The organism is Rhizobium laguerreae, from assembly GCF_019778565.1.
In the GTDB taxonomy this organism is placed as follows: domain Bacteria; phylum Pseudomonadota; class Alphaproteobacteria; order Rhizobiales; family Rhizobiaceae; genus Rhizobium; species Rhizobium laguerreae.
Window position 1 is genome coordinate 325695 of the sequence record NZ_JAAXQT010000005.1, and the last position, 14063, is coordinate 339757.

Consider the following 14063-nt stretch of genomic DNA (forward strand, 5'->3'; position numbering starts at 1 on the left):
GGCCTTCTACCTCAATCGTCCGAACCGCTCGCGATCGTGTGCGACAGCGACACCGCAGTGCGGCGGTCGGACTCGTTTGCAACCGAGAAGGCCTGCTCCTGCAGTGCTTCCATCCAGCCGCAGTCCTTGGGCTTGCAGCGGTCGAGTGCCGCGGTCATCAGCGCCAGACCACGGGCCGTCTGGCCTTCGTCGAAAAGAATATTGCCGAAGACCGCCATGGCGCCGGGATGGCCACTCTTGCGGGCCTGGTTCAGCCATTTCTTCGCCTGCTGCGGGCTGGAATTGCCACCCTCGCCGGCCAGCATCATCTGCGCCAGCTGGAACTGCGCCTCGGGCACGCCAAAGGTGGAGGCCACCTGAAAATAAAGCTGGCGTGCCTGGCTGAGGTCGGTCCTGACCGGACTGCCGGCGATGCCGTGCTTGTAATAGTTGGCGAGCGAGAGCAGCGCGTTGACGAAGAAGCCGGTATCTTCCGAGCCGGGTTCGACGCCCTGCTGGGCGATCTCGCTGTAGATCTTGAAGGCTTCGAAATCATCCTGCGTGACACCGTCGCCATCGGCATACATGTTGGCGAGCGCCCAGCGCGAGCCGGTGTGCCCCTTTTCGGCGGCGTATTTATAGGCTTCGACCGCCTCTTCCTTCTGGCCGTTCTTATAGGCCTTGAAGCCGAACTTGAAGAGATCGAAGGGTCCGGATTCCTTGCTGACGCCACCTTTGATGTCGAATGCGCGGCACGGACCGGACAGCGCCAGCGCTATAGACATGCCCACCAGCATGAATTTGAACAGTTTGAACTCGGACGTCACCATTTCAACCGATTTCTTTCGCTCATCCCAGGCAGGCGGCAACGGCGCTCATGCCGTGCATCCCGCGGATGTATTTCTTCGAGGCGAGCGATCCCGCGGCGAGCTCCATGGCTCCTTTACCCGCGTCGCATTCAGCCCACTGGCCTTTTCTCAAAGGCGATATTCTCAGCCCATCCTTCAGAACCACCCGGCTCCCGGCATGGCTCGACTGCAATCTCTGTGGCACTCTTTCGGCAGGTGCGGCATCCGCCTTCCCGCCTTTATCGCATTCGTAAACAGTAAATGTGACGAAAGCGGTATCGACATTTTCGGTAAGGCCGGGCTGCTCAGCTGAGCGGGTCGAAAATAACCACAATGCATGAATCGACGACCTCATCGCGAGGTCGGATCGGCGGCCGGAACAGCCTTGTTCGGAAAGCGAAACGGCCGCAATCAAACGATTGTCGCCAATCGCGCCGCACGATCTGATGTACCCGGAAAAAAATCGACCCATACTACTATTTACACGCACCGTATGCCTGCCATCACCTCGCCCGCAAATATCGCTGCGCCCTCTTTGTGGCGGGAAATGGACAAATTCGCCCTACCGCCACCATACGCCAAACGTCGTAAAATTGTGTTGCTGAATCGTCACAAATTGGAACGTCGATTTGTCTTGCGACGCCCAAAGAAAAACCCGGCAACCTGCCGGGCTCTAAGACTTCTACTTGGGCTGCAAGATCAGAACTTGACCTTTACGCTGGTGGAAAGAGCCGCCACCAGATCGTCGTCGAAGGAATAGGAGACGTCGTTGCCGTAGGTCCGGCCATTATAGACGTAGGTGCCGGATTCCCCGCCGGTCATGATGCCGAGCGCGCCGGCCAGACGCCACTCGACATTCTCCACCGGCGTATAGGAGACACCCGCGCCGAGCGTCCATGTGTCGGTCTGGGCGCCGTAGCCCTGGCTCGTACCTCGATCCCAGGTCAGGCTGAGGGCGCCGGCCCATTGTTCGTTGAACTTGTGGCCAACGCCGCCGCTGATCGTCCAACCGTCGCGATAGAAGAGATCGAGCGAGGTGAGTTGGCTGCCGGCGCCGCAGGCGACGACGCCCTTGTTGGCCTTCGGGCAGAAGGCGATCGACTGCAGCACGCTCCAGTTCGTCCACTTGACGGAACCGAACGCAAGCCAATCGGGCGCAATGCCGCTCTGCAATTTCAATTCGACAGAATCGGGCGCTTCGGCCGAACCGTAGACCGGCGTAACAACGCCGAGGTAGGGATTGGCGGGATTCGCCGGCACCTCGGTCAGGTCGACCGTGCCGGTAAGATTGTCATATTTGACCTTGCTGTTGTAGACTAGGCTGGCGCGGAAGGCATATTCCTCGATTTCGTAGGCGATGCCCGCCCGCCATCCCAAGGCCTGGTCGGCAAGGTCCAGACGACCGGTGCCGTCATAGACCAGCGCGGCCGCCCCTGGGATCGGCGCGACGAGGCGTGTCTTGAAACCTTCGACCGTCTGATAGAAGCCGCCGCCGATCAGGCGGAGCTGGCCAGGTCCCATATCGAAACGATAGGAGCAGGTGGCGCCATAGTTGCGGGTGCTGATCTTGGTTTCGATGTTGTCGTTGACGCCCAACCAGTCAGCGCCCGGATTGGTATGTGCGCCGAAGGGTGTCGAAAAATCGCCCATACAGTCGATGGCATCGCCGAAACCGACTTTCACCCCGAGATAGGGGATCCAGTAGTCCTCCGTATCATCCGCCGTGGTCGAACCGCCGCCAATGCCGTTCGTGCCGAGGCCATCGGTCGGGTCGGTGTCCCTGACATTTTTCAGCTTGCGCTGCGGCATGACATAGGTCGCGCCGGACTGGACAGCGAACCTCGAATTGTCGAAGAGAAGGTCGATATTATATCCGCCACGCTCCAGACCGCCGGCGAAGGACGGTGATGCAAGCGACGAAAGAAGAACGAGCGACGTTACGCCCTTGGAAAACCTACGCGATGCCATTGTGTCTCCCCCACTCCAGCAATTGATGTGGCGACACTCTAGTAAGTGTTCGCCCGATATGGCAACGCGCCCCATGACAGCGCTCCCAGTCGTTGGAATGACCAACTTACGTAAAGAAATTGACGGACACGTCAAAAAACCTGGTTAATAAAATTTTATTCCAGACTTATCGAATTTCAGCTAGTCTTTTGGGTTTTCATTCCAACATTGCAGAATCTGTATCAATCCAACAACAGTGGCAGTTTTCGCCCGCTGGATGCCCCGCTCAGCCACAATCCACGGGCTCCGCGCCTGAAACCAGCCGTTTCAGGGCCGAATCGCATGCGCCCAAAACGACAAAAAGACGCGCCCGCAGAGGGCGCGTCTTTGAAATAACTTACCAAATGGGCCGGTGAAATTTACCCGGCTTCGCTCACCCTGGAAAGAGCGATCCTCAAGCTCGCAATCTGACCTTTCAGTTCCTCGAGACGATCGCGCTCGGCATCGACGACTTCGGGATTGGCGTTGGCGACGAACTTCTCGTTGGAGAGCTTGCCGTCGATGCGGGAGATCTCGCTCTCCATCTTGGCAATCGCTTTTTCCAGACGAGCCTTTTCGGCGGAAAGGTCGATCAGATTGCCGAGCGGCAGGCAGATGGTGGCCTCGGCGATGACGATCTGAGCGGCACCCTTGGGCGCATCGTCAGCCAGCGATATCGCCTCGACGCGCGCAAGGCGCTTGATGGCGGCGTCGTGGCGGAACAGCCGTTCACGTGTCAGGTTGTTGGCCTTGACGACGACAAGCGGGGCTGTCGCCGATGGCGGCACATTCATTTCGGCGCGCACCGAGCGGATGCCGGAGACGAGGTCGATCAGCCAGTTGATTTCGTCGGCGGCCCCGTCATCGGCATAGGACGGCGCCGGCCATTCGGCGTGGCAGACCAATGTGTCGCGCACTTTGCCTTCGCCTGCGGTATGGGCCCAAAGCTCTTCGGTCATGAAGGGCATGAAGGGATGCAGCAGCTTGTAGATCTCTTCGAGAATATAGGCGCTGCAGGCCTGGGCTTCCGCCTTGGCGCCCTCGTCCTCGCCATTGAAGACCGGCTTCAACAGTTCGAGATACCAGTCGCAGACCTCGTTCCAGACGAAGCGGTAGAGCGCGCCGGCGGCATCGTTGAAGCGGAAGGCTTCGAGTGCTTCCGTAACGTCACGTTCCGTACGGGCAAGTTCCGTCAGGATCCAGCGATTGATGGTGAGCTCGGCGGCTTCGGGCACGAAATGCGGGTCGCTTTTTGCGCCGTTCATTTCGGCGAAGCGCGTAGCGTTCCAGAGCTTGGTACCGAAATTGCGGTAGCCGGCGATGCGGGCCGGATCGAGCTTCACGTCGCGGCCCTGCGCCGCCATGATCGCCAGGGTAAACCGCAGCGCGTCGGCGCCGTATTCGTCGATCAGTTCGAGTGGATCGATGACGTTGCCCTTCGATTTCGACATCTTCTGCCCATTCTTGTCGCGCACCAGCGCGTGGACATAGACGGTCTGGAAGGGCTCGACGGGTTCGCCGTCCTCATCCTTCATGAAGTGCAGGCCCATCATCATCATGCGGGCAACCCAGAAGAAGATGATATCGAAGCCGGTGACGAGAACGTTGGTCGGGTAATAACGCGCCAGTTCGGGCGTCTCGTCCGGCCAGCCGAGCGTCGAGAAAGGCCAGAGTGCTGAGGAGAACCACGTGTCGAGCACGTCCTCGTCACGCGTCAGTATTTCGCCCGGCTTGAAGTTTTCAAGCAGGTCCTCGACATAGGCTTTCATCGGCCCCTCGTGCGAAAGGTAATGCTGGATCGCCGCCTGCAGCGCCTCTTCCTCGGTCTTTTCGACGAAGACCTGGCCGTCCGGGCCGTACCAGGCGGGGATCTGGTGACCCCACCAGAGCTGACGGGAGATACACCAGGGCTGGATGTTTTCCATCCATTCGTAATAGGTCTTGTCCCAGCTCTTCGGCACCATCCTGGTGCGACCTTCGCGGACCGAGGCGATCGCCGGTTCGGCGAGCGTTTTTGCATCGACATACCATTGTTCGGTCAGCCGCGGTTCGATCGGCACGCCGCCGCGGTCGCCGTGCGGGACCATGTGCTTGTGCGGCTCGATCTTGTCGACGAGGCCCGCCTCTTCGAAAATCTCGACGATGACCTTGCGCGCATAGAAGCGGTCCTGCCCTTCCAGGCGGTCCCAGGCGCCGTGCAGCGCCGCCGGATTGTCGAGACCTTCGAGAAAGTCCTCATTGTCCTTGATGGTGATCGTGCCGTCGCCGTTCATGATATTGATGACGCGAAGACCTGCGCGCTTGCCGACGTCGAAGTCGTTGAAATCGTGCGCGGGCGTTATCTTCACCGCGCCGGTGCCGGCAGCCGGATCGGCATAATCGTCAGCAACGATCGGAATTCTGCGGCCAACGATCGGCAGAATGACATGCTTGCCGACAATGCCCTGATAGCGTTCGTCCTTCGGATTGACGGCAACACCGGTATCGCCCAGCATGGTCTCCGGTCGTGTCGTTGCGACGACAACATAATCGCGCGTCTCGAATTCGGTCGGCTTGCCTTCCTCATCGAATGCAATCGGGTATTGGTAGGTTACGCCCTTTTCCAGCGGATAGCGCAGGTGCCAGAGATTGCCCTTGACCTCGTGCTGCTCGACTTCGATATCGGAAATCGCCGTTAGCAGCTTCGGATCCCAATTGACCAGGCGCTTGTCCTTGTAGATCAGGCCTTCCTTGTAAAGGGTGACGAAAACCTCGAGAACCGCCTTCGACAGGCCTTCGTCCATGGTGAACCGCTCACGCGACCAGTCGCATGACGCACCCAGGCGCTTCAGCTGGTTGAAGATCAGGCCGCCCGATTCCGCCTTCCACTCCCAAATCTTGTCGATGAAGGCTTCGCGGCCCATGTCGCGGCGGCCCGGCAGCTGCTGTTCCATCAGCTTGCGCTCGACGACCATCTGCGTGGCGATGCCGGCGTGGTCCATGCCCGGCTGCCAGAGCACGTCCTTGCCGCGCATGCGCTCGAAGCGCACCAGGATGTCCTGCAGCGTGTTGTTCAGCGCGTGGCCCATGTGCAGCGAACCCGTGACATTCGGCGGCGGGATCACGATGGTGAAGGTCTCGGCTCCGGGCCTGGCGTTCGCGCCGGCGCGGAAAGCGTCCGCCTCATCCCATATTGCGGCGATTTTCGGTTCGACGGCAGCGGAATCATAGGTCTTGTCGAGCATTTTCTGACCAATTTCGAGGTTCGAGGGTGGCGTTTGTAAATAGGATGGTCACGGCCAAGTCAATAAAAAAGCCGCCCCGGAGACCGGAGCGGCTTTTCAGGAAAAAGCAATCCGATCAGCGGCGCGGGCCGCGCGCCACGCGCTCGATTTCCTCGCGCACCAACCGCTCGACCAGTGTCGGCAGATTATCATCGAGCCACTCACGCAGCATCGGGCGCAGCATGTCTTCTGCGATCTCGTCCAGCGAGCGGCGCTCGGCACCGTCGATCGCAGCGGCGAGTTCCTCGAAGGAGCGGCTGATCTGCAGGCCGGCATCCTCCGAAAGCAGCGTCGGCTGGACCTCGTCCATAACGCTCGGCAGGAAACGCTCGGTCGACGACTGAGCAGGTTCCATGGCCGGCAGCGCCGTTTCGAGGACAGGCTCCGGCTCGGCGACCGCGACCCTTGGCGTTTCCGCAAGCACCGGCTCGGCCGGCTGCTGGATCGCAACATTCTGAACGGGTGCAGCGGCCGCCGGGAAAACTGGCCGCGGCTGATGTAGTTGCGGGTGCGGAACTGCAGCGCGCGGCGGCTCCGGCATCACGGCCGGCTGCGGTTCGGGCGGACGGAAGCCGCTCGGAATTTCGCGCAGGGCCTGACCGGCCTGCACGGCGCTGCGCTCGGAGGCGGCGCGCACGCGGGCGGCGACATCGGCAAGCGACAGAGCGCGGGCCGGAACGTCTGCTTCGGGGGCGGTGCCGGCCGAATTGGCGGCGACGAAACGCGGATCGGAGGAGCGCATGACCGGTTCGGGGAATTCCACGCCGGCATAGGTATCGTCGACCGTCAGATGAATTTCGGAGCCATTGTCATCCTCGTCGGCGCCGTAGACCGGCGGCAGGGATGCGGAAATCGCCTTGCCGGCGCCGGGCTCATTGCTTTCAATGATCTGGCGGATGGACGCCAGAATTTCTTCCATGGACGGTTCACGCGCTACGCTTGGCTGAGCCATTTCTATCCCCGTTATCCCAAAACAACGACCGGATGGTGTGGAGCATTCATCCGAATCACCACGACCTTAGAATACCCCAGACGTGAAAAAAATCATCGCGAATCAAATGAATGCGGCCATGCACAGTTTTGTTACCTGATGTTTGCCACCCGCAAAGCCTGTCGCGATTTTGCGGCGGAACATCCCATAAAACCGAAGTTGAAGCGCATAACATCCGTCCGATCCGCCGTGGCGGCGTCAGGGTAGATGATGTTTGTGAAGGCTTTCCAGCGGCGTTGACAAAAAAACGGGCGCCGATGACGCCCGTCGCTGAATGTCATCGACAAGAACGCTGTCAGAAAACGAATTCGCGCGCCTTGGCGAAACCCGGCAGCGGCTTGACCGAGGCGTTGAAGAAGACGTTTTCCGAAATGGCGCCGCGCTCGGCGACGAAGACCTTGGCACGGGCGGCATTGCCGTAACCTTCAACGGTGATCAGACGGCCACCATCGCGCAATTGGCCGAGAAGGGCAGCTGGAACCTCTTCGACTGCGCCGTTGATGAAGATCAGATCATAGGGAGCGCCGGCAGCGTAACCCTGTTCCAGCGGGCCGATCACCACCTCGACCTTGGCGTAGCCGGCAAGCTGCGCCTTCGCTTCAGTGGCCAGCGTTTCGTCGCATTCGAGCGCGATGACGGAGCCGGCAATGATCGACAAGAGCGCCGAGGTATAACCCGTACCGCAGCCAACCTCGAGCACGAAGTCGTCTTTGGTGATCGCTGCCAACTGCAGCAGCTTGGCAAGCGGCGACGCTTCCATCAGGAAGCGGGCAGGCTTTCCCGGAGCGGCTGCGGAGATCTCGACGTCGTTGTCGATATAAGCCAGCAGCTTCGCCTTCTCCGGCACGAAAGCCTCACGCGGCACCGTGAGAAACGCCGTCAGCACGGAATGCGAGGTAACGTCCGTCGTGCGAACCTGGGTATCGACCATCTTTGCGCGCGCTGCTTCGAAATCCATCATGTCCTCTGGCTCTTGAAAAGCGGTTCCTGTCCCCCGTCTCTTAATCCCCGCCACGGATGCTTTCAAGGCTTGGTAGGCGCCGGCGAAAAGAATCCGGCAGGCGCCTCTTCCGCGCTACAGGGGCAGGACGGACGCTGCAACTCCAGCGTGGAATCTTTTACCCCTTCATGCTATGATCTGCAGCGGAGGAAATAGGAGGAGCAGGCCATGTCTGCGATTATCGAATATTTCACGCTGTTCGATTTCTTCATCGTCGCAGCGCTCATCGGCATCTTCTGCTGCGGGCTGCTGGACGGCGAAACGACCTGGAAGCGATAGGGCGCCGAAGCGCACTCGGATATATCCCCGCATCGCGTCTGCGGCAATGCATGTCGGCGAGCGCTTGTCCGGCATGCGTTCTTTTCCTTTGAAGTCCAGCCCTCGACAGCAGCACGCGCATTAACGTTACGTCAACCATTTTGTTGCCGCGCCCTCGCCTTCCGCTATGGGTGTGCGCATGCAAACCTTCATGATCCAATCGCGGCAGGAAGCGCTTCACTACAATGCCGATGCCCGACTGCTGCTGATCAAATACAGCAGCGGCGAGATTCGCAGCTTCACCCGCATTTCGCCGCAAGGCATGCGACGGCTGCTTGGCTCCGGCCCCGACCTCAATGAGGGGCCTGAATTGAGCGATCTGCAATATCAGGCGCAAATCCGGAAAGGTGGCCTGAAGGCGGTCTACCGCCTCACGGGAATCAATCCGTTACAGTTCGATTTTTCGCCCGACCAGCGGATCTGGTAGCATCGCAAACGCCAATGCCGTACCGCTGAGCCAGCAGCGTTTCATACAGATTATGTCTTGTGGAAGATGTTTGGAGGCCTCGCCCGGAATTGAACCGGGGTACAAGGATTTGCAGTCCTCTGCGTCACCACTCCGCCACGAGGCCTCACGCGCTCGTTATCTGAGCCGTGGCGAGCGTTTAGAATGATCGTAAGGAAATCGCAAGAGGGCATTTCGGAAAAACGCCATTCCGCTGCTGCCGAGAAGGCCATTTTTACATCCCGGAACGGCGCGGGCGCAGGCTGGTATTTCCATGGCCGCAACGATGCCCCATTTCCCGGCAATGATGGCATTTGAAACAAATTCTTAACTTGACTTCGATCCTCGTCCGGGCCTCAATTATGCCCGGGAGGGTATAGGAGCTTGCGATGGATTGGGCTGCCCTCAAATCGAAGCGCGTGCGTGCCGCATATGATGCCGAAACCCGGGATCTTTATGTAAAATTTCCCGGTTCTGCGCCGGTGAAACATGCGGATGTTCCGCCGCACGTCTACCATAACCTGCTGGAAACGGATGATCCGCATTTCTACTACAAATATTATATAGCGCCGTGTCGCGTATCACAGGCGCATAGACAACCGCTCTCTGTTGCGTCCTACGCAGTTAAGCTCGTGCTCCTCCTTGCCGCTTGCAGCCTGTTGATGGCGACCGGACTCGATCCGGACCATGGTGGCACTTTCGAGGAAAGCGAACTCAGGTCCAACTAGACGCGAATGTGGATGAGCTGCGCGCCCAGCTCAATCTCAGGGCCTGCGACAAGGCGGCTGGTTCCGGCGTCGAAATTGTCGCTCCTGTTCTGAGAACGGTAGCGACGATTGTCTCGCTCGCGGTCGTTCCTGTCGTCGCGATCGTTACGACCGTTAAAATTGCGATAGTTGCGAGGCCCGTTGTAGCTGCCGCCTTGACCATGGTCGACCACACAGCCTTCCGGACGGCGGCAGACGCCGCGCGCGTCGAAACCGCGGCTGTCGATGGCTTGGGCCTCGGCGGAAATGCCTGAAAGAACCGTCGCTGCCGATAGAGCGACCACAAGAAATGCCTTCATTTCCTCACCTGAACCATCGTGGTGCGTTTTCGCATTTTACACTGCATAAACCACGAATGCGAAAAGCGATCCACAGTTCCCCGAAGCGCCCCGGGGTGGCTATCAGTCAGCCGGTTTCCGCCGCCTGTGCCACCAGACCGCCAGCCGCCGCCGAAGCCGGCGCGCGAAGGGCAGATCGTGCGAGAGCACGAGGAAGCCGAGCGGCAGCATCCAGAAGCCGAGGATGGGCAGGAAACCCAATACGCCGCAGAAAATGAGGGCCATGCCGAGTGCCATCCGCGCGATGCGCGAGCGCGGCATGCCGATGCTGAAAGAGCCGAGCACAAGCCTGCCGCTTGCATGATCGATGCCGAAGCGCACTGCCCGTGCCTTGCGCTCCTCGCCGCCTCTCGTCTCCTGACGATCATTCACGTTTGCCATTCCCCAGAGATGGGCGCAGGCATCCCAAATACAAGTTCATTTCATTTTTTTGAAAAAACCGCTTGGCAAATCGGGAAAGCGTTTGTATTAGCCCACTCACACCGCGCCAAGCAGTGATCCCTGGTAGCTCAGCGGTAGAGCATTCGACTGTTAATCGACAGGTCGCCGGTTCGAATCCGGCCCGGGGAGCCATTTTTCAAGTTAAGCGCCTGTTTCGTTGAGAACTCCGAATGCAGGCGCTTTCTTCCCCAATTTCCCTCCCGCTTTTGAAATGCGCCCGAAGCGCAAAGAGTATGCGATCAAAACTGATGGCAGCGGACGTCAGCGTTTCGTTTTTTGGGTAAGGACGGGACCGAAGCGGTCGGCGGAACATTCCCGTTGGTGCATCGAACCACATTTGAGAAAGCAGTTCGATATAGGAAAATATGACACTAAGGTTTTGCGGTCGCCCCCGGCCAAGCAACTATCGCCCTCAGAGCGCGTGTCGTACTTCTCGTCGCACCGTGGTTATTGCGCCTCCCTCACCTAGCCCTAAATCAGCACCCCCTAATCCTTGCGAAAATTCGCGAGGCGCATAAATTCAATCTATCAGATGGCTTTTGCCGGTGACCACGGATGTACTGGCACCGTGCTGACGCAATCAAAGAAGGGTCGGCGCGAGCATTCGCCCGACCCTTTCTTGTTCTCCAAGACCGTTCTGTCGCTACTGCCGGCTAAAAATCGAAATACACGGTCACACCTGACCGACGACGATAGGGGTAATGGTCGCGATAGCCGTAATAGTCGCGACTGCCGTAATAGCGCGGACGATAGCACGAGCCGTAATACCGGCAGTCGCGGTAAGCGTACCGGTGTTTCTTCCAATGGCCATACGCATGTCCATTACCGTGGCGACGGTGTTTGACCTGCTCGACGTCGAGGGTATGCATATGTACTGCATTCTGCACGACGATCGGCGTGGCGTTCAGCGGCAGGGCGAAAGATGCAGACAAGATCATGGCTGCAAGTGAGGAAAAAAGCATCTTCATCGGCGCATCCTTTCAGGCTGCGATTCTGGGTTAATGAGGATTAACCTCCGATGAACGGCTGCCAGCATCTACGACAGGTAGGCATTCGCTAGCCAACCAACCGCCGGCGGTGTACAGCAAACACCATGGCTCTCGATCCCGAAAAAGCATTTTTAGATTACAGTGCGGCGGACTGCAGCGTGCAGTTCTGGACCGCCAAGGCACCGGCCGTGCAATTCACCTCTTTGGAAGCCGCGGTCAGGTTCGCAAAAGACCATGGCGGCAGGTGGGAAGAGATTGAGATAACAGTCCATCTGCCGCGCGAGGACATCGTATTCGCCACCGGAAAAGTGCATCAACTCATCGACGCTTTGCCAGGTGACCTCCGGAAAAAACGGTAGCAAGGGTGGACTGGCAATCAAATAACAACCGGCCGGCTCCCTGCTGGTGGCGCGGATCGTGCTTGCGCCGGCCACGTGGTGTTTGGTGAGCGCTCTCTGGGAAATGAATTCTGACCATGGGAGGGACGAGCGGGATCGGTCTTGCCGGCGCCCGCTGGATCGCGGCGGACGGAAGGTTGACCGACCTGCGCACAGAGACGTTCCTGACCCCTGCAGCACGTCTCAACAAGCGCGTTGCCGTGACCAGGGGTGGACCGACGCGGTATCGTGGGCGGGCCGATGTTGCGGCGGTTGTTTGTCAGGCCTCGACCTCGATGACCATCATCAGGCCGCCGCCCCCTTCGCTTTCGGTATTGTTGTTGGTCGTGTGGTGCCCGATGTGGCAGTGAATGAGCCATTTGCCGGGATTGAGCGCCGTCCAGATAACGTCGTAGCGCTGTCCTGGGCCGACATTAACGGTGTCGGCCTCAAAGCGCGCTGTTGGCGAGAGGTTGATGCCGTCACGGGCAACGACGGTGAACGGTCCACCATGAATATGCATCGGATGGATGAAGCCATTGTTCGACCCGACAAAGCGCACCTTCAGGGTTTCGCCGACCTTTATTTTGATGATGTCTGTCTCGGGATAGGCACGGCCGTTGATGGTAAAGTAGTTGGGCTGCCCGCCATCCATCGGCATGGCTGGATAGGTGAGGCCCTCGCGCTTCAGCCATTCCTGCAGGAGAATGACATATTCGCGGTCTGCAATCGTGGTCGGATCGGCTTGCGCCGGATCGATCATCAGCGCGCCATAGAGGCCCAGAGCCTGCTGCCGGTCGACGTGGTCGTGCGAGTGATAGAAATATGAACCCGACTGCCTGGCAGTAAATTCGTAGACGTAGGTCTCGCCCGGATCAATCGGCGGTTGGGTGATTTCTGCCGGTCCGTCCATCTCATTGGGAAGGACCAAGCCGTGCCAATGCACTGACGTGCTTTCGGGCAAACTGTTTTTCACGTTGATGCGGACGCGATCACCCTCACGGATGTGAACCCGCGGACCGGGTAGCTGGCCATTGAAGGTGTAGGCATCGACGGTGATCCCGGGCAGAATCGTCCAACGAACGACCTTAGTCTCCATATTGAAGACCTTGACGCCGTCTTCAATGCGCGGTTCGAGCACACGGTCGCCGCGCGTGTCGAGGCCATAGGTAGCAGTGATATAGCGTGGATGGATCGCCGCCATATCCAGCATTGCCTCGGCCGGCGTGTCGCGATCCATGATCATGCCCGGCGGCATGATGGCGCCCCCGACATCGCGCGCACTCAACGTCATATTGACCCAGTTGGCAGGGGCAACCATGCCGAACAGCAACAACATCAGCGAAATGCCGCCAACGGCGGCGAGTTGTGGCACAGGCGCATCCGGGACCATGTCGTGACCGGAACCGCGGCCATTATGATGGGGAGCGCTGCCGCGACGCGGCGACCGCGGAGCTTCCATCGCCGCGTGTTGATGGTTTTGCTTGTGCTCATGCGCTGGTACGGCGGGCTCCGAACGGTTTTCGCGCGCATGCTTGGCATCATCCGAATCGCCGCGATCGGTCATCAGACCGTGCTTGAGACCACGGGCGACCATCCAGACATTGGACGGGTAGGCGAAGGCGAACCCGGCCATGACCCCCAACGACATGACACCCCAGAATAGGAGTTCGGTCGGTTCCATGGCGCGCATATCGCGGCCCATCATCAGGAAGCTCATGACGGGCGCCATGCCGGCCATCATGAAATTCATGGAGATGAACTCAGGCAGGAAGGACTTTCGTACGTTTTCCCAGTAGGTGCCGCCCATCATGTTCTTCATGAAGAGGGCCTGGAAGATGAAGAGGCCGACCGCGAAACCGGCGATGTACTCGACGATCAGGTCGAGCCACATTGGCAGACCCAGTAGCGCGACGATCACCGCGGCGATGATGATACCGGTGGCATCTCCCGCCACGCAGTGGATCGTGGAGCCGATGCCCTGCTTCCACAACGGTTTGACGAACTCCTCGTGCGTGCCTGGCCGTGGCTCCTTGTCGGCGAGCACATAGATCAGCAACCCGAAGGGACCGAGGTAGAGCGTGACGAGGATGAAGCCCCACTTCATCACCACCGGTTCGGGATTGTTGGCGTACTGGTCCCAGGCAACGTACAAGGTGGACGCAAGGGCAAGTGCAAACCAAACAAGCAGAAAGTAATCAACTGGCTGAATCAGCATCGTTCCGCCTTTGATAATATTGGCACTTGATTTGGAGCGGACGCCGCCGCCGGCAAGGGCGACGCCGTCAAGACAAACGCTTCAATTGGAAATTCGCGCCGTG

General features: G+C 59.2%; 13 protein-coding genes and 2 tRNA genes. 4 read left to right on the plus strand and 11 right to left on the minus strand.

Annotated features, from left to right (window positions below; translation table 11 throughout):
* Nucleotides 1-11: 11 nt before the first annotated feature.
* The 6 genes from exoR to HFO71_RS18105 all read right to left on the minus strand — a co-directional run bounded on the left by exoR (nt 12) and on the right by HFO71_RS18105 (nt 8028).
* Complete coding sequence (exoR, locus tag HFO71_RS18080; protein ID WP_026158651.1) at nt 12-809, minus strand: exopolysaccharide production regulator ExoR; 798 nt, start codon at nt 807-809, stop codon at nt 12-14.
* Between the two features lie 19 nt (nt 810-828).
* Nucleotides 829-1299 carry a hypothetical protein gene (locus HFO71_RS18085; protein WP_131640242.1) on the minus strand — a complete coding sequence of 157 codons (471 nt, stop codon included), beginning with the start codon at nt 1297-1299 and terminating at the stop codon, nt 829-831.
* Between the two features lie 227 nt (nt 1300-1526).
* Nucleotides 1527-2795: an OmpP1/FadL family transporter gene (locus tag HFO71_RS18090; RefSeq protein WP_131640243.1), complete on the minus strand. Its 1269-nt coding sequence runs from the start codon at nt 2793-2795 to the stop codon at nt 1527-1529.
* Nucleotides 2796-3193: 398 nt separating this feature from the next.
* The gene (locus HFO71_RS18095; protein WP_131640244.1) at nt 3194-6037 is read right to left on the minus strand and encodes a valine--tRNA ligase; all 2844 of its coding nucleotides are present in this window, start codon (nt 6035-6037) and stop codon (nt 3194-3196) included.
* Between the two features lie 115 nt (nt 6038-6152).
* Nucleotides 6153-7028, minus strand: coding sequence for a PopZ family protein (locus HFO71_RS18100; protein WP_131640245.1), 876 nt, complete (start codon nt 7026-7028; stop codon nt 6153-6155).
* Between the two features lie 334 nt (nt 7029-7362).
* Complete coding sequence (locus HFO71_RS18105; RefSeq protein ID WP_221988246.1) at nt 7363-8028, minus strand: protein-L-isoaspartate O-methyltransferase family protein; 666 nt, start codon at nt 8026-8028, stop codon at nt 7363-7365.
* Between the two features lie 484 nt (nt 8029-8512).
* On the opposite strand from HFO71_RS18105, the gene HFO71_RS18110 reads away from it, so the two are divergent.
* Nucleotides 8513-8812: a hypothetical protein gene (locus tag HFO71_RS18110; protein WP_131640246.1), complete on the plus strand. Its 300-nt coding sequence runs from the start codon at nt 8513-8515 to the stop codon at nt 8810-8812.
* A gap of 71 nt (nt 8813-8883) precedes the next feature.
* On the opposite strand, the gene HFO71_RS18115 is transcribed toward HFO71_RS18110, so the two are convergent.
* Nucleotides 8884-8957 (minus strand) — tRNA-Cys (locus HFO71_RS18115).
* 262 nt (nt 8958-9219) lie between these two features.
* Between HFO71_RS18115 and HFO71_RS18120 the strand changes: the two genes are divergently transcribed.
* Nucleotides 9220-9558, plus strand: coding sequence for a KTSC domain-containing protein (locus HFO71_RS18120; protein WP_131661187.1), 339 nt, complete (start codon nt 9220-9222; stop codon nt 9556-9558).
* Here HFO71_RS18120 and HFO71_RS18125 read toward each other — a convergent pair.
* Together HFO71_RS18125 and HFO71_RS18130 are read right to left on the minus strand one after the other, a co-directional pair.
* Complete coding sequence (locus HFO71_RS18125; RefSeq protein ID WP_131640248.1) at nt 9555-9896, minus strand: hypothetical protein; 342 nt, start codon at nt 9894-9896, stop codon at nt 9555-9557. The two genes, HFO71_RS18120 and HFO71_RS18125, sit on opposite strands and share 4 nt — an antisense overlap.
* A 102-nt stretch (nt 9897-9998) precedes the next feature.
* Nucleotides 9999-10316, minus strand: a complete 318-nt coding sequence (locus HFO71_RS18130; RefSeq protein ID WP_221988248.1) for a hypothetical protein — start codon at nt 10314-10316, stop codon at nt 9999-10001.
* Between the two features lie 117 nt (nt 10317-10433).
* On the opposite strand from HFO71_RS18130, the gene HFO71_RS18135 reads away from it, so the two are divergent.
* Nucleotides 10434-10508, plus strand: a tRNA-Asn gene (locus HFO71_RS18135).
* A gap of 521 nt (nt 10509-11029) precedes the next feature.
* Here HFO71_RS18135 and HFO71_RS18140 read toward each other — a convergent pair.
* Nucleotides 11030-11344, minus strand: coding sequence for a hypothetical protein (locus HFO71_RS18140; RefSeq protein WP_131640249.1), 315 nt, complete (start codon nt 11342-11344; stop codon nt 11030-11032).
* A gap of 125 nt (nt 11345-11469) precedes the next feature.
* Here HFO71_RS18140 and HFO71_RS18145 point away from each other — a divergent pair, with 125 nt between their 5' ends.
* Nucleotides 11470-11724, plus strand: coding sequence for a hypothetical protein (locus HFO71_RS18145; RefSeq protein ID WP_027666056.1), 255 nt, complete (start codon nt 11470-11472; stop codon nt 11722-11724).
* 298 nt (nt 11725-12022) lie between these two features.
* Here HFO71_RS18145 and HFO71_RS18150 read toward each other — a convergent pair whose 3' ends face one another.
* Nucleotides 12023-13960 (minus strand): multicopper oxidase domain-containing protein, encoded by a 1938-nt coding sequence (locus HFO71_RS18150; protein WP_131640250.1) that lies wholly within the window; start codon nt 13958-13960, stop codon nt 12023-12025.
* Between the last annotated feature and the right edge of the window lie 103 nt (nt 13961-14063).